This window comes from Pseudanabaena mucicola FACHB-723 (assembly GCF_014696385.1).
In the GTDB taxonomy this organism is placed as follows: domain Bacteria; phylum Cyanobacteriota; class Cyanobacteriia; order Pseudanabaenales; family Pseudanabaenaceae; genus Pseudanabaena.
Genome location: NZ_JACJQB010000057.1, coordinates 1 through 16,977, shown reverse-complemented (window position 1 = coordinate 16,977; position 16,977 = coordinate 1). Strand labels below are relative to the sequence as shown.

The following is a 16,977-nucleotide window of genomic DNA, read 5'->3' as shown; positions in this document are numbered from 1 at the left end:
CTAAAGAAGAGGGAATCGCAGAGACATAGAGCGCACATGCCCGCTTCAAAAAATGCGAGTAGAGAGAAAAATCTGCCCCATCCCCAGTCCATTTCCATATAACCGATCGCATAAATCTGGGCGAGTAGGTTAATGCCCGTAATCAAGACGATCGCCGCAATATTAATGTCGGAAAGCTGTAAATCGATAGCGAAATTTAGTCCACCGACGGTTAACCAAGGAAAAGATAATGATTGAGCTGGCTGTCCCCAAGCTGCCGTCAAAGCTGCGATCGCATGGAGCAATGAGCAGAAGGTCATGAAGATATTAATGTAGCCTGCTGGTCTTGGCCCCGTCTTGCGCGTAATGCTAGGGAACCAAATGATTGATAGCATTGCCCCTAGCAAGGAATAACAGGGAATCAGCCAGATGGTGTCCAGCCAGTTATTTATCATATAATTTCTATCTGTTTTTTGAAAACCATAATTAATACTCTATGAGTATCGCAGATATAAATCTAAATGCAAATAGAAACAATAATAGAAATTTGTCTATGATTATCATTGTAAGTAGCCCTATAAAAAGTAATTTTTATAGCTCTAGCCAGTGAGCTTAAATATAGAGTTGTGGCGCTATAGCGTTTTCTATACTGGCAAAGTGCAGACAAGGGGCTTAAGCCCCTTGTTAACATAGCTTGAACAAATCATATGTACTTCACTAAATTGGGAAATGCTATAAATGCCGCAACTATTAATATGCGTTAACCTAAAACTAGGTACAATTTCTTTCTATAGTCGCTAATAACTACTAATCGAATTAGCTTTGCTTTAACTTACGAGATAATGGCAAGATAATTTATTGACTTACTAAAATAGTTCTCAGACATTGCATTGACCTAGGGGGGATTGCATCCTGACTTCACTTTAATGGCTATCTTTCATCGGAATTCATTGTTTTCTAAAATTCCAATTAGCTATGTGCTGATTGTTCCTTTTGTGTTGCAAGTTGCTGGGGCAGTTGGTTTAGTTGGCTACTTATCCTATAAAAGTGGTCAACAAGCCATAGAAAATATTGCCAGTAAACTCTTAATCCAAACTTCAGCAAGGGTGAGCGATCGCCTTGATAGCTATTTAGAGACTCCACAGCAATTAGTATCAAGTAGTAATTTAGCCTTGACTCAAGGCAACCTTGATGTGGAAAACAAAGAACAAATTAGGAAGCATTTTTGGCAACAGATCCTCTTAAATCCATTACTTCCTGCGATTAGTTTTTGGAGTGAAGAAGGCAAAGTGGTTGGTTATGTTAGGGTGAAGTCTCAAGAATTGCAGAAGCTTGCGGAAAAAGCTACAGGGCGCAGCATTCCCCTTGATACGATCTTCTTTAATGAGACTCAAGAATATCGGCGGCTTTACTATTCCGTTGATGCAGAAGGTAAACCGAATCAATTGTTCTTAGAGTCTAAAGAAGACTTTCGTGTGACTCCTTGGTACATTGATGCTCAAAATATAGGCAAACAGACATGGACACCAATTAGTATGGCAAAGGTGCTGCCTTTGCTACAAATTGTCGCAGTTGCGCCTGTTTATGATGTCAGTGCCAAATTCAAAGGATTTTTGACTTCTAGCTATTTACTTGCCGATATCAGTCTATTTTTGAGCCAATTAAAATTTACGCCAACTGGACAAATATTTATTCTCGAACCATCGGGAGAACTGGTGGCAACCTCTGTCATCGATGAAGCATCGGGTTTGCAGAATCGCGGTGGTAAATTGGTGCGGATCTCAGCGATTGCTAGCCAAGATCATTTAACGCGAGTGGTATCTCAACGGCTGATCGATAAATTTGGGAGTTTTGCAAACCTTGATGCTCAGCAACTAAACATTGCTGTGGCAGGAGAGCGGCACTTTATCAAAACTTCACATTATCGAGATCGCTATGGTTTGAATTGGATCGTGGTGACGGTGGTTCCAGAGGCGGACTTTATTGGCGAAATTAAGGGCAATGGTTACCGTACTGCGATTTTATGCGTGATTACGTTATTGTTTTCTGTCGGGATTGGCATCTGGACATCTCGACGAATTTCGCGATCGCTATTTCAGCTTAGCAAGGCAACCAAAGACTTTGCGGATCAGCATCATGAGCAATCATTACCGCAGACTAGGATCAAGGAAGTGCAGCTTTTGACAGAATCGATGCAGCAAATGATGCACGCTCTCTGTGATGCCGATCAAATGCGCCTCAATTATCAACAGGATTTACAGCAGCAGGTTGCTGAAAAAACGGCAGATCTGATTGAAGCACAGCGTATTTCTAAGGTGGGCAGTTGGGAACTAGATGTATTAACTGGGCAGATCAAGTGGTCCGCAGAGCTATATAAGATTTTGGGGGTCGATGTCAATATGCCTCTTCCTAAATATCCCGATATATTTTCGCAGATTGTGCCTGAAGATCGAGACAAGCTACGTCATGCCATCGAGACTGCGATCGCAAATGGAACAGCCTACAGCTTGGAGTTTGGCAATTTTCGGGATAGCCAGTCGATCTGCTATCTTCTCAGCCGTGGCGAGCCACTATTTGATGAGCAGGGCAAAGTAATTAAACTACGGGGAACAGCTCAAGACATTAGCGAACGTCGCCAAATTGAAATGGCATTGCGACAGAGTGAAAAGGCTTTGCTAGAGGCACAAAGAGTAGCCCACATCGGTAGTTGGGAATTTGATATTGCCAGTCAGAAGATCACTTGGTCAAGGGAGCTATTTCTGATGTTTGGACTTGATCCCCATCAGCCTGAACCAGATTATGAGACCTATCTGCAATTGATCCATGTTGATGATCGAAAGATCCTCCAAAAGTCGATAGAACGGGCAATCGTTGAACATCAACCCTATAGAATTGATTACCGTGCTATTCAACCCGATGGTTCTCTTCGCTATCATGAGGGGCTTGCCGAAGTAGAGGTAAATCCACAGGGGCAGGTTGTGCGTCTATTTGGCACAAATTTGGATATCACTGAGCGCAAGCAACTAGAAAATACGTTAGCCACTGCTAAAATTGCGGCGGAACAGGCAACTCAAGCCAAGAGTGATTTTTTAGCTACCATGAGCCATGAAATTCGCACTCCGATGAATGGCGTGATTGGCATGACTCAGATTTTAGAAGATACGGAACTAAGTGATGAACAAAAAGAGTTAGTTAAGACCATTAAAGATAGTGGTGAAGCACTGTTAAGCATTATCAACGACATTCTTGATTTCTCTAAGGTTGAATCTGGAAAACTAGATATCGAATCACAGGAATTTGAAGTGGAAGATGTAGTTAGAGGTGTAGGGAGGGTACTTGAAAGTCAAGCCCAAGAAAAACAAATTACTTTACAATATAGGATTGCCCCTGATGTACCGCAAACCGTAATTTGCGATCGCAATCGGCTCCGTCAAGTTCTGTTCAATATCGTGGGCAATGCGGTGAAATTTACGCATCAAGGGCAGGTACTAATTGCAGTTACAGGTAAAGCGATTGCGCCGCAGGAAGCTTCAATTGATCCTGATCAGCCGCCGCAGTCATCATATCAACTTCAATTCACGATTACCGATACAGGTATCGGCATCCAAAGCGATCGCATTGCCCAATTGTTCCAACCGTTCACACAGGCAGATGCTTCCATTAGTCGTAAATATGGTGGTACTGGTTTAGGACTAGCCATTAGTAAGCGGATCATCGAACTGATGGGCGGCACGATTTGGGTAGAGAGTTTGGGAGAAGTAGCAGGAAATCCTCCTCTAGATTGGAAATCAACAAGACTCAACCAAGATTCTGCTCAGGATTCTATCCAAGGTTCGATATTTAACTTCACGATTACCGTAATCCCCAATTCTGAAAACACGCAACCTCAAGCAAGCACAAGCCCCAATCAAAATCTGATCAACAACAAACTTGCGGAGCAGATCCCCTTACGGATTCTACTCGTTGAAGATAATAGGGTCAATCAAATGGTTGCCAAAAAACTGCTTACTAAAATGGGATATCAACCTGACATTGTTAACAATGGATTAGAAGCAATTGATATAATTACGAAGCAGAATTATGATCTAGTTTTGATGGATATTCAAATGCCAGAAATGGATGGATTGACAGCAACTAGGATAATTCGCCAAGAGTTGATGATATGTAAACAGCAATTGCGAATTGTGGCGATGACAGCGAATGTGATGGCTGAAGATCGTCAGGCTTGTATTGATGCAGGTATGGATGATTACATTAGTAAACCAATTAGTATTTCAGAAGTTTCTCGCATCATTAATGTTGTCTTTCTCAAATGATTACAGCTATCAAGTATGCCGCGCAAAGCGCGTTATGCTCTCTATCCCAAATGTCCTGTTTTCACATAGATTAAACAACCTTTTTGGCTAAAGGGTGTATGCCGACTGCCGCTAGGATTGCGTAACCAAGTTCCCTTGGGATATGCGCCAAACTCATCTTCAAATACTCCATCAATCACAAAAATTTCTTCACCCCCCATGTGCCGATGCTGCTGAAACTGTGTGCCAGCCGCCCATTTTACGAGAGCAACATTTTCAGTTACATAGCTATGCAGTGGCATTACCTGCAAGCCTTTCACTAAGCCATTTACCCAAGGTGTATCCGCCGTTGCGATCGCAATTCTGGTTTGGTCATCGGGGTGCATTTGCCACAGTTTCACCAAAATTGTACAACCTGATTGACTAAAGGGTGTATGCGTTGAACCAACAGGATTACGAATATAACTCCCCACAGGATAGTCCCCATATTCATCCGAGAAAACCCCTTCTAAAACCAAAAATTCTTCACCGCCATCATGGGTATGCGCCGAGAAATGACTATTAGGAGCATAGCGAACGATGGAAGTTGCCCTTGCCACTTCTTCTCCATCCCTTTCGAGCATCCGCCGTTGCACGCCAAACATTGGTGAATCAACCCACTCAAGGGCTGTGCTATCCATCACAACGCGCTGACTAAAATCTGCATGGAGTTTCATAATTATCTATTTCTTGATGCCGCAACAATTGTCTCTATAGCAAACTAAAACCCAAGAAGCGAGTTGCAGCGCTTCGCGCCGCAACTCATCTTCTGGTTTTATGTCCTAAGCAAAACTTGCTTTGCTGTAATTTTCTAAGTTTATAGCAAAAATCAGAAAGGGGCGGCGCAAAGCGCCGCCCCTTTCTATCTTCTTAGCCCACTTTAGGAGCTGCAAACAGTAAGATTTTCTCCATTAATACAGGAAAAAGGCGATGACACCAGACAGCAAGATGACTCTGCCAACCAACAAGGATTTCGGGAGCCTCACGCTCTAAACCAGAGATTAAAGCTCGCGCCACTTGTTTAGGAGTCATCAGAGACACCCAGCGAAACCACTGTAAATCCTGAGCCATATCCGTATCTGTAAGTGATGGCAACAGAGCCGACACCTTAATGTTGTAAGCCGCCAATTCACCACGCAGAGCTTGTGTAAACCCGACAATTGCGAACTTAGTCGCAGAATAGGTAGCCATCGTGGGAGCAGCAACTTTACCCATCAGACTAGACACGTTGACGATACGACCATTGCGTTGCACCGCCATCCGCCTTGCCACCATTCGCGTGATTGCATACATACCCAACAAATTGACCTCGATTTCTGATTGCACATCTTCAAACCGAGAATGCAAAAAAGAAGATTGATGAGCCACACCAGCACAATTGATCAAAATATCAATTGGACCAAAATCGCGCCATACTTTTGCGATCGCAATGTTAACTTCAATTGTCTGCGAAAGATCCAAAGGCAAAGTCACCGCTTGAATCCCGAAATCTTCTAATTCCGAAGCTACCAGATGTAAGCGATCGTGATCCCTTGCCACTAAAATCAAGCATTTTACACCTTGTTGAGCGAGTTCTAACGCAATCGCTCGGCCAATACCACGCGAGGCTCCCGTAATGAGAACCGTTTTATCACGAACATTCATACAAACCTCCACTACTGAGGTTTCACTATTGGGGATCGATGTAGATTACCTAGCCTAGATCACTAGATCAGATTCCTACATAGATAACCTAGTGAAACAAAAAACAATTCTTGAGCAGACAGCCGATGACTAAACTTTTATATGTGTTGATTTTTTAAAAAGTTTGTTTAGTCAAAGGATGTCGAAGTCCTTTCTAGTTACTATGCTGAGCGCGATTCAGCACCAGCAATCAAGTTGATCCTTAGTTCTGTCATGACGTTACCTCCATTGGCAATCGTGGACTGTGAAGAGATAAAGGAAAATTGAAACAGATTTGTAACATGGCTATGACAGTACATCTGTTTTCTAAATATGTAAAGTATTATTAACGACACTTGAGAAGTAATTTAGAAGAATCACCCGTATGGGTTAATTCTAGAGAGAGATAAATGCCAATGATTTCAGAGTAGAAGTCGCTAAAACCTGTGGCACACGCTGTGCGTGCGCCACAGGTTTTAGTTATGTCTAGTTACTTACTGGTGTTACGCGGAATGAAGATTTCCCTCACCCCCCAGCCCCCTCTCCCAGAGAGGAGAGGGGGAGCAAAATTCAGAAAAGTCTTGTTCCCCTCTCCTCTCTGGGAGAGGGGCTAGGGGTGAGGGTTGTAGTTACTTACTGAAATTGGGATAGAAACTCTAACATCAACTCCTCTTCCGACATTTGTTGTTGCCTCAGAAATTCAGGGCCCCTCAAAAAATCCTTAATCGTAATGCGTCGATCGCGAAAATCGACAACAAATTGATGCATTTGTTCAATAGTTGCAATCTGAGATTCAACCTCACGCAAAGCTTCTCCAATAGGATCGCCGCCATACTTAGTCATCTTCTTAAACACCGCAGTCATTTCCCCTTGCTGTGTCTTTTTGGTGAGTTTAAGCTGTCGCTTTAAAGTTTCCAGTTGTTCCTTGAGATAAGTATTCTCTGCTTCTACTTTGGCACAATGTCGCGTCAAATCATCAGAACTATCACGATCAATGATTAAGCCCAATTCTTGCTGCTTTTCAATTGCTAAAAGTCTTGCCAAATCACCATTTTGATACGCGAGATTAATTTCTTTCATAATCTCCGTACAATATTCTTTCTCTGCTTCATCAGTCACCTTATCAGGATGAAAACTATCAGCCAAACGCAAAAAAAGTTGACGGATCTTTTTCAACTCATCACGGTCAGGCTTAGGGATATCTTCTACAATTTGCTGATGCGAATGTCCTTTATAGCTGTCCCAATTAGGCTCGTCGTCATCATCATAATCTTCTTCAGACAGGTCTAAATCCATTGATAAATGTTTAGGACTGATGACCCCATCAAACTGGAGATGATGGTAGACCGCTTCAATATCTTTACGGGACTTTTTACCCAGTTTTCTGCCAGTAAGAATTTCTTGAAAAACCGCATGAATTTGCTCATCCAGTTCCAACATTTTTTGTCGAAAAGGAGCGATACGTTGAGCAAGTTGAATCCCAACTTCTTTGATACTATCGTTGAGATTGTTTAGCTTAGTACGGCTAGACTCAATTTGTTTAATTAGTTTGCTGTTTTCCTTCTCCAAAAAATTGAGGCGGACGCGCAAATCTGAAAGCCCCAGATCATTATTAATGTTATTTGCAGAAATTTTAGATTTTCGAGCCATGGGAGATGCGTAGGAGAACTGCGCTAATATTCTAGTCTAAAAATTCTGGCTCCAATCCCATAGGCTAGAACTCCTTGCTAGTAGTCTCTTATGTAGCTGAAGAATTGCCCGAACATTGGTTCAACACACGATCTGCTTCTTCAGTACAACAACCACAGTGCTTACCCAATCGTGTTAATTCCGACAGCATGGCGACTGAGGACACCCCTTGGCTTGCAGCTTTTTGAATATCTTTTTCTGTAATCGCTTGACAAATACAAATGTACATCTGAGCTTTAGCCCTTTTCAAAAGTATGTAATATTAAATATAATTGCAGCTTATTGCAATTAATTATCATTATTGCTTACATTACCTCAATTAGTCAAGCTATACACTTTTCAATCAAGCAATCCTCTGTACTTGACCAGAAACGCTATATAGCTATTGTGAGTTTTGCTCAGCTCTGCTCAGTAAAGTATGATCAATACACTAATGTCACTTAATGCCACTAATTAGACTAGGACAGACCGCTATGCAAGGACATCTGGATGTAAAAAGTCAGTTAAATGAGGCTCTCAAGGCGCAACTGACCGCAATTAACCAATATTTTCTCCATGCCCGAATGTGTAAAAATTGGGGACTTAATCAGCTTAACGATCGCGAATATCGTTATTCCATCAAAGCGATGAAGCAAGCCGATGAACTGATTGAACGGGTGCTGTTTCTAGAAGGACTACCCAATTTACAAAGCTTAGGTAGTTTGCGAATTGGTGAGGACATCCCTGAATTGCTAGAATGCGATCGCACCTTGTGTACAGAAATTTTGAATGGATTGCGATCGGCAGTAGTAATTAGCGAGACCCAGCAAGATTATGTCAGCCGTGATTTGTTTACTAAACTCATCGAAGAAACCGAGGAACAAATTGATTGGCTAGAGTCTCAGCTTTGGTTAATTGAGAATTCAGGATTGCCAAATTTCTTGCAGTCAATGGTTTAGCGGTTAATGGTTTAGCGGTTAATGGTTTAGTTTTTGAGAATAGATGGTATTTGCCATCTATTGATTTTTTTGAAAATATAAATGAGAGAATTATGAAAGGTAGTGAGAAGGTTTTACAACAGTTGTCTAAGTTGTTGCGTGGTGAATTGGCAGCGCGAGATCAATATTTTACCCACTCACGTATCTATGCTGATTTGGGATTGACCAAGTTGTATGAGCGTATTAATCATGAAATGGCAGATGAAACTCAACATGCCTCTTGGTTAATTGAGCGGATTCTATTTTTGGAGGGTACGCCCGATTTGTCGCAGCAAGATGGTCTCAAAATTGGCAAAACTGTTCCAGAAATGCTAAAGAATGATTTGGATTTCGAGTATCAGGTGGTTGATGATCTCAAGGAAGCAATCGCTGTGTGTGAAAGCGAACGCGATTATCAAAGTCGTGATATTTTGCTCAAGATCCTCATCGACACAGAGCAGGATCATGCCTATTGGTTGGAAAAACAGCTAAAACTAATCGATCAACTCGGCTTACCGAACTATTTACAGTCACAAGCATAAATAGGCTGAGCTTCAACTGAGCGCAAAGAAATAGAGGTGCGTGGCGAAGCCACGCACCTCTATTTCTTGACTGGGAAGGGATTAGCTACTTACAGTAAAAATAGTTTGTGAGGATCTAGGTAAACTGACCAAGGTTGTGAATAGTTCTTTAAAGTATGCCATTTTTCTTTAAATACCTCGGCTTGTAAATGGTAATCCCAACTATGGTCAGGAGGATGATTTAATTTCAGGTATAGAGTCATACGGTGCGGGGTTTCGGTGGTGCGAACTAGCCAACATGGGAGAGTATTTGCTGAATCATGATGGTGATAACTCTCTAAAAATTGCAGATGGTGTGCGCGAATACCGACATGAGTTGGCAAACTTGCAGCATCGACATTAACTTGAAGCTGACATTCCCAGTCGATCGCTTCGACATAATCAGACCTAATTAGGTGAAGCCTAGAAAAATTTTTACAGCCTGTGATCTTTGCTGTTGCTAAGTTGACAGGATTTTCTAGCACCTCTAACTTTTCCCCATACCGCATGACTTGCCCATGATCTAAAACCAACAGATTTTCACAAATGCGATATGCCTCATCGATGTTATGCGTAACCAATAGCGTAATTCCCTGATAGTTGCTCAATGTCGAAATTAGCTCCCGTTCCATTTGACTGCGAAGGTGAGTATCGAGAGCCGAAAATGGCTCGTCCAGCAAGAGCAGATCGGGCTGACTGACTAATGCTCTGGCGAGGGCAACCCTCTGCTGCTGCCCCCCAGAAAGCTGATGGGGATAGCGATCGCCATATCCCTGTAGCTCTATGCTATGGAGTTGCGCCGATATTTTTTGTCTGATTTGTAAGGCTGTTAAACCTTTTGATAAGCCAAAAGCAATATTTTGAGCAACGGTTAAATGCGGAAAAAGTGCATAGTTTTGAAATAGGAAACCGATTTTGCGATCGCAACTAGGCAAATTAATATTTTTGGCACTATCAAATAAAACCTTGCCATGAATCATAATTCGCCCATTTGTTGGAGTTTCCATTCCTGCGATGCACTTCAACAGCATACTTTTTCCTGTTCCTGATGCGCCTAAAATCCCGATAGAGTTACCGATAGATTTATCAGCGCAGTGCAAAGCAATTTGCAAGTCAAATTCAGACAATTGCTTCTCAATATCGATTACTAAACCTTCTTGATAATTCGTAATTCGCAATTCGTAATTTGAAGGCATTTTTTCCTTTTTCCTTCTTCCTTTTTCCTTACTTTGCGCTCTCTTGCTTGACCAGAGATGAGCAATTGCGATCGCAGAAAAAGACATTGATAAAATAATCGCTGTCCATAACCAAGCTTCTTGATTTGCACCCGCTTCGACAGCAGCATAAATAGCGAGGGGAATCGTGGTGGTTTGCTTAGGGATATTCCCTGCTAGCATCAAAGTTGCGCCAAACTCACCTAAACCTCTAGCAAAGGCAAGCATCGCTCCTGCTAAAACTCCCGGAAAGGCAAGAGGTAATGCTATTTGCCAAAAGACTCGCAGTTCAGAAGCACCAAGAGTTTTCGCCGCCCGCAGTAAATTCCCATCTACCTGTTCAAATGCTCCTTGAGCAGTTTTATACATTAAAGGAAAAGTGACAACTACTGCGGCAATTACGCCTGCATACCAAGTAAAGATAATATTGAAACGGAAGAGTTGTAAAAATTTGCCTAACCAACCATATTGTCCAAATAATTGCAGTAATAGAAAACCGATCACTGTAGGCGGTAACACCAGTGGCGCAAGGAAAATACCATCTATTATCGTTTTCCATTTACCGCGATATTCCAGTAATCCATAAGCTGCCGTAACCCCTAAACAGAACGTAAAAAAGATAGCAGTAATCGCCACCTTGAGGGATATCCAAAATGGAGAGAAATCAAAGAGTCTGAAATCCATATTTCTCGAAAATAGCCTTCGCTGGTTCGCTGGATAAAAATTCTAAATAGGATTTAGCTATTGATTGATTAATGCTTTTTTGTAAAATTGCGATCGCATAGACAATCGGCTGGTGAAGTTTAGCATCAATAACCTGTACTACTTTAACTTTAGGAGAATTTTTCGCATCGGTGGCGTAGACAATTCCTGCCTGAGCATTGCCCGACTCCACAAATTGCAACACTTGGCGCACATTATTTCCTAAAACGAATTTGGGTTGCAAATCTTGCCATAACTCTAATTTAGTTAAAGCTTGCTCAGTATATTCACCCACAGGAACGCTGCGGGGATCACCGATCGCAATTCGTTCGTTTACCTTAGCTAAGTCTTGCAAGTTCATTACATGATCTTGATCTTTAGGCACAATTAATACAAGACGATTACTTAATAAATTGCGACGAGTATCGGCAACGATGAACCCTTTTTGCTGCAATTCATCCATTTGTTTGGCAGCAGCAGCAATAAAGATATCTACAGGAGCGCCATTGATAATTTGCTGCTGCAAATTACCTGAACCCCCAAAATTATTACGGATTATGACATTAGGATTTACTTGGCTATACAGAGACGTAATTTCATCCAAGGTCTCTTTGAGGCTTGCGGCTGCGGAAACGGTTAATTCAAGATGATCTTGTCTAATTTCAGGAGTCAAAAAACTGCATCCTGCGATCGCAAATAGGGTCACAACTATTACCGCAAGAAAACTAATAACTTCGGTCGGCTTAACCATACACTTACTCAGCAATATTGGGATCAACAAATTGCTGGGCAATTGCTCGAAATTCCTGATTAATCTCCATAAAGGCATCAACAATATCGGGATCAAAGTGTGAATTCTTGCCCTCCATAATGATCGAGACTGCCTGTTCGTGAGACATCGGGGCTTTGTACACGCGCCGACTGATCAATGCATCATAGACATCTGCCAATGCCATTAATCTGGCAGAAATGGGAATAGCATCCCCTGCTAGCCCTTCGGGATAGCCCGTACCGTTCCATTTCTCTTGATGGGAATAGGCAATTTCCTTAGCGATTTGCAGAAAAGTAACATTCATGCCGAGATTTCTTTCGGCTGAGGTAATTGCATCGCGCCCCAAAGTTGTATGGGTTTTCATAATCTCGAATTCTTCATAGGTTAATTTGTCGGGCTTGAGCAAAATGCGATCAGGGATGCCCACCTTACCAATGTCATGGAGTGGCGCAGACTTGTATAGCATATTGATGTGATTCTCAGTCAAAAAATGCTGAAAACGAGGATGATTTTTGAGATTTTCCGCTAGTATTCGCACATAATTTTGGGTGCGGCGAATATGGTTGCCTGTCTCGTTATCACGGGTTTCCGCAAGAGATGCCATCATCACAATCGTGACATCTTGAATGGCTTGGACTTCACGGGTTCGTTTAGCGACTTCCTGTTCCAGAAACGCATTTTGATCCCGCAGAAAATCTGCTGATGCCTTCAGCATGAGTTGGGTATTGACCCTAGCCATTAAAATCGCAGGGCTGACGGGTTTGGTGATATAGTCGGCGGCTCCTAGCTCTAGCCCTTTACGTTCATCTTCTATTTCTGATTTTGCAGTTAAAAAGATAATCGGAATATCTTTTGTTTGCGGGTTGGACTTGAGAAGTTCGCACACCTGATAACCGTCAAGGTCTGGCATCATGATATCGAGCAGAATTAAGTCTGGTGGGGAGTTAGACTGCGCGATATTTAATGCCTTTTCGCCATGGTTGGCGACCTTGACTCGGAAATTATCCTTGAGCAAGCCACTCATAAAAGTGAGATTGTCTGGCGTATCATCAACAACTAAAATAGTTGCTCTGGTGTTTTTGTCTTGTGAAGTATTCATAAATCCCCCTTCCATTGTCCTTCTATTAATTGGTATTTTTAATTTCTGAGAATTACTTTAGATCAACATTATTTATTTCAATGGTAAAAATTGAACCTTTAGGTTGATTGTCTGTTACGGTAATCGTACCGCCATGTCCTTCGATCGCAATTTTGCAAAAGGCTAGCCCCAAGCCCGTTTGTTTTACCCCCTTCATAAATGTCCCTATTTCATATTTCTCAAAAATGCTTTGCCGTAATTCCTCACTCACCCCTTCCCCTAGGTCGGCAAACATAACTCGGATTCCCTGTTCGTTAGGATATTCAATAGTTAGGGTGATTTCACTGTCTGCGGGGGCAAATTTAATGGCATTAGATATTAAATTATCGACAGCACGACGAAAGAGAACGGGATCAAGGTAAAAAGGGCTATGCGTGGGTTCAGGACTGATTAAGCGTAGGTGTAATTTTTTACGTTCCGCAATCTCTTGTAAATTTGCGATCGCAGATTCGCATAGTTCCCATACATTCGTATCTTTGCGATCGAGGACTAACTTATTGGCTTCTAGTTTGGCTTTAATCAATAAATCATCGACGAGAAATCGTAATTGCTTGCCACTCCTCAAGATCATTGATGAGTTTTTTTCAATTTTGGCAGGGGCAAGATTTGGATTACTTTCTAACATTTCTGCCAAGAGCAGAATATTAGAAATAGGATTGCGAAGGTCATGGACGATCATATTTACCATGTCTTCTCGAAATGTGAGTAGTTTTCGTAAATCATCGTAGGATGTCTTCAAATTTAGTTGGGTATTTACCCTAGCCAAGAGAATAGGCGGACTCACAGGTTTGGTAATGTAGTCTACTGCTCCTAACTCTAGCCCCTTGCGCTCATCTTCAATATCCGACTTGGCTGTCAAAAAAATGATGGGGACATCTTGGGTTTTCGGATCGGCTTTGAGGCGCTGACAGACCTCATAACCATCCATTTGCGGCATGATAATGTCTAATAAAATCAAGTCTGGAGGCGGTTCAGACTGCATAATATCCAAGGCTTTGATTCCACTATTGGCAATCTTCACTCGATACTTACTCTTGAGAATATCCGCAATCAAAGTAAGATTATCAGGCGTATCATCTACAACTAGTAGTGTTGATCGTTTACTTGACTCCTGTGAGCTATCCATAAATTGTTAGTTTCCCGCCACTTTGTCGGATGTTGTTTGTAAATTCTCCCTAGCCAATACTAGTGTTGTTTTGGCAGTATCAAAGTCAAAGGAATTGATGGCATCGGCGATCGCATTGTATTCATTGGGAAAAGCATTTCCGAATAAATCAGCATATTCCTGTAATAAATCTAGCGCCTCTGCATCATCTTCACTCAAAAGTGCAGATAATTTGTTACAAACTTTTTCCAACTCAGCAAAATCAATCTCCACCTTTTGCAATGGGGCTTCGGGTTGCAGTTGTTTAACTAGTTGCTCAATCAGGATCGTCAGAGGATACTGCACGCTTTCTAGTAGGTGATCGATTTGAGGGCGCGAAAATTGATTTTTGATCGCCGATTCTAGAGCTGCTGCCACCTGTTGAATCTCAGATGCGCCAATATTTCCTGCAACTCCCTTGAGGGTATGGGCAAGACGTTCGGCAAGTTTATAGTCATTTAGCTCTAGGGCTTGATGGCACTGAGTCACAAATTCCTTCTGCCCCACTATAAATTTACGCAGTATTGAGACATAGAGTGAGGATTTACCCATGACTCGCCGCAATCCCTCAACGGTGTTTAGTCCATCAATCACAGGAATTGCGATCGCATTTTCTGGTTGAGCAGATAATGCAGGAATAGATGCTTGCACCTCCGTCAGCTCTGTCCTTGGTCGGATCCATTTGAGCAAGGTTGCCCACAGCTCTTCAGGTTCAATGGGTTTAGCGACATGATCATTCATTCCTGCAACTATGCAGCGATCGCGATCGCTCTGCATCACATTCGCCGTCATCGCCACAATCGGCAGACTCTGATAATCAGGATTTTCACGGATCGCTAAGGTCGCTTCCACGCCATCCATTTCAGGCATTTGCATATCCATCAACACCAAGTCATACTTATTCGTTGTTACCTTCTCTACAGCCACTAAACCGTTTTCCGCGAGATCCACGACAAAACCAGCATCTTGCAATAGTTCCATCGCTACTTCCTGATTCATCTCGTTATCTTCGACTAACAGAATCCGCGCATTGCTAATCAATCTCAAACGCTCGAACAGATCACTCTGATGGTCATAGGCTGTAGTTGTCTGTTGTTCAATCGTGCCACCGAGTAAGTTCACCAAGCCATCAAACAAAACCGAAGTATTAACAGGCTTGATCAAAACATCAGCGATGCCGACTTCCTTAGCACTCTTAAATATTTCTTCTCTGCCATAGGCGGTCACCATCAAATAATGCGGTTGGTGATTTAAGGACATCTCTTTGATTTTCCTTGCGACTTCCAAACCATCCATCTGCGGCATTTGCCAATCAAGGAAAATAATTTCGTAAGGATGCTGCTGTACATCTGCCTGAGCCACTAGGGTTAGGGCTTCTGAGCCAGAGCCAGCAAGATCAACGGCAAACTTCATATATTCCAACAGGTCTTTCATCACCTGTCTGGCATTGTCATTGTCATCAACCACTAATACCCTCTTGCCCTGAAGGTCTTTGCTCAACACTAACCGCCGCGACGGTATGGTGCTTTTAGCTAAGCAGACGGTACTCCAAAAAGTGCTGCCCTTACCATATTCACTGTCAACACCCACTTCTCCCCCCATGAGCTGAGCGATGCGTTTACAGATTGCTAGACCTAGCCCAGTGCCGCCAAACTTGCGGGTCGTAGAAGTATCAGCTTGCTGGAAACTATTAAAAAGATTTCGCATCTGTTCTTCTGTTAAACCGATCCCCGTATCTTTGACCGCAAGATATAAAACAACATCTGTATCACGATATTCCTTGAGTCTGACAATAATCGAGATTTCGCCCTTGTCAGTGAATTTGACCGCATTATTGGCATAGTTGATCAGAATTTGTCCTAGTCGCAGAGGATCACCAACAAAATTGCGAGGTAAATCGCGATCGATATCAAACAGCAATTCCAAGCCTTTCAAAGCTGCTTTTTCCGAAATTAGCGTAGAAACATTGTCCAGCACTTTTTCCAAATCAAAATCAATATTCTCGATCACAAGTTTACCTGCTTCAATTTTGGAGAAATCGAGAATGTCATTAATCACACCGAGTAGGTGTTGACTGGAGATCTGAATCTTTTTGAGGTATTCATGCTGACGTGGATTCAAATCGGTTTTGAGCGCCAAATGGGTCATGCCGATCACCGCATTCATCGGTGTCCGAATTTCATGACTCATATTTGCCAAAAAGTCTGACTTCACCCGCGTTGTTTCCTCTGCAAGTTCCTTCGCCCGTCGCATTTCTGCTTCCGCCGCCTTGATTTTGCTAATGTCGGTTAACCATCCCAGTACCCCCTGTTCGCCTTCATATTCTGTGGTCATGAAGGTTGCCATCACATCGCGAATTTCGCCATTTGGACTATAAGTAGCTAAGCAAAATTAATTACATAAGTTGAACCAAAGTCTCGAAGAACTTTTTCAACATAAGAGACTAAACTTTCCCAAGATTCATATGCATTGAGTTCAATCCACTCATACTTCATGAAACGCCACAAAATTTCAATCAAGTTCAACTGGGGACTATAAGGGGGTAACTGGAAAATCTCAACTTGCTGGTTCTTCCACTGCTCTAATTTCTCTTGAATCATTTGACTGGTATGAATAGAGGCTTTATCCATAACAATCACTGTTGGCTTGGTAGATTGACGAGCAAAGTCATCGATACAAGCGAGAATGACTGCACTGGTGATACTGCGTTCAAAAACATAAGCAGATAAGTCATTGTTTCGATTCATCAAACCCACGACATTTAACCTCTTACTGCGTTGACTGGGTAAGCTTAAACCCGTCCCTTTCTCTTGCCAAGCATAGGGAA

13 protein-coding genes and 1 pseudogene are annotated in these 16,977 nt (G+C 42.3%); 3 read left to right on the top strand and 11 right to left on the bottom strand.

Going from position 1 to position 16,977, the window contains the following annotated elements; genetic code table 11:
- Positions 1–434, bottom strand: a pseudogene (locus tag H6F41_RS17160) (NAD(P)H-quinone oxidoreductase subunit F); the annotation flags it as partial.
- Positions 435–956: 522 nt separating this feature from the next.
- Here H6F41_RS17160 and H6F41_RS17155 point away from each other — a divergent pair.
- The gene (locus H6F41_RS17155) at positions 957–4,295 is read left to right on the top strand and encodes a PAS domain-containing protein (protein ID WP_190404687.1); all 3,339 of its coding nucleotides are present in this window, start codon (positions 957–959) and stop codon (positions 4,293–4,295) included.
- Positions 4,296–4,336: 41 nt separating this feature from the next.
- Here the strand turns inward: H6F41_RS17155 and H6F41_RS17150 are convergent, their stop codons facing one another.
- From H6F41_RS17150 to H6F41_RS19415, 4 genes are all read right to left on the bottom strand, one after another.
- Positions 4,337–4,990 (bottom strand): cupin domain-containing protein, encoded by a 654-nt coding sequence (locus tag H6F41_RS17150; protein WP_190404686.1) that lies wholly within the window; start codon positions 4,988–4,990, stop codon positions 4,337–4,339.
- A gap of 193 nt (positions 4,991–5,183) precedes the next feature.
- Positions 5,184–5,957: an SDR family NAD(P)-dependent oxidoreductase gene (locus H6F41_RS17145; RefSeq protein ID WP_190404685.1), complete on the bottom strand. Its 774-nt coding sequence runs from the start codon at positions 5,955–5,957 to the stop codon at positions 5,184–5,186.
- Positions 5,958–6,608: 651 nt separating this feature from the next.
- Positions 6,609–7,625: a J domain-containing protein gene (locus H6F41_RS17140; protein WP_190404684.1), complete on the bottom strand. Its 1,017-nt coding sequence runs from the start codon at positions 7,623–7,625 to the stop codon at positions 6,609–6,611.
- 88 nt (positions 7,626–7,713) lie between these two features.
- Positions 7,714–7,893 carry a (2Fe-2S)-binding protein gene (locus tag H6F41_RS19415; RefSeq protein ID WP_190404690.1) on the bottom strand — a complete coding sequence of 60 codons (180 nt, stop codon included), beginning with the start codon at positions 7,891–7,893 and terminating at the stop codon, positions 7,714–7,716.
- Positions 7,894–8,137: 244 nt separating this feature from the next.
- On the opposite strand from H6F41_RS19415, the gene bfr (H6F41_RS17130) reads away from it, so the two are divergent.
- Positions 8,138–8,602, top strand: coding sequence for a bacterioferritin (bfr, locus tag H6F41_RS17130; RefSeq protein WP_190404689.1), 465 nt, complete (start codon positions 8,138–8,140; stop codon positions 8,600–8,602).
- 92 nt (positions 8,603–8,694) lie between these two features.
- Complete coding sequence (gene bfr / locus H6F41_RS17125; protein ID WP_190404683.1) at positions 8,695–9,162, top strand: bacterioferritin; 468 nt, start codon at positions 8,695–8,697, stop codon at positions 9,160–9,162.
- Positions 9,163–9,251: 89 nt separating this feature from the next.
- Here the strand turns inward: bfr (H6F41_RS17125) and modB are convergent, their stop codons facing one another.
- The 6 genes from modB to H6F41_RS17095 form a co-directional block, all read right to left on the bottom strand.
- The gene (gene modB, locus H6F41_RS17120) at positions 9,252–11,078 is read right to left on the bottom strand and encodes a molybdate ABC transporter permease subunit (RefSeq protein ID WP_190404682.1); all 1,827 of its coding nucleotides are present in this window, start codon (positions 11,076–11,078) and stop codon (positions 9,252–9,254) included.
- Positions 11,059–11,847 (bottom strand): molybdate ABC transporter substrate-binding protein, encoded by a 789-nt coding sequence (gene modA / locus H6F41_RS17115; RefSeq protein ID WP_190404681.1) that lies wholly within the window; start codon positions 11,845–11,847, stop codon positions 11,059–11,061. The genes modB and modA overlap by 20 nt, the downstream gene beginning before the upstream one ends.
- 4 nt (positions 11,848–11,851) lie before the next feature.
- Entirely contained in the window at positions 11,852–12,967 is a 1,116-nt protein-coding gene (locus tag H6F41_RS17110; RefSeq protein WP_190404680.1) for a response regulator, read from the bottom strand.
- 52 nt (positions 12,968–13,019) lie between these two features.
- Positions 13,020–14,132 (bottom strand): hybrid sensor histidine kinase/response regulator, encoded by a 1,113-nt coding sequence (locus H6F41_RS17105; protein ID WP_190404679.1) that lies wholly within the window; start codon positions 14,130–14,132, stop codon positions 13,020–13,022.
- A gap of 6 nt (positions 14,133–14,138) precedes the next feature.
- Entirely contained in the window at positions 14,139–16,484 is a 2,346-nt protein-coding gene (locus tag H6F41_RS17100) for a response regulator (protein ID WP_242023088.1), read from the bottom strand.
- Between the two features lie 47 nt (positions 16,485–16,531).
- A partial coding sequence (locus tag H6F41_RS17095) for an IS630 family transposase (RefSeq protein ID WP_190401942.1) occupies positions 16,532–16,977 on the bottom strand: 446 nt, incomplete at its 5' end.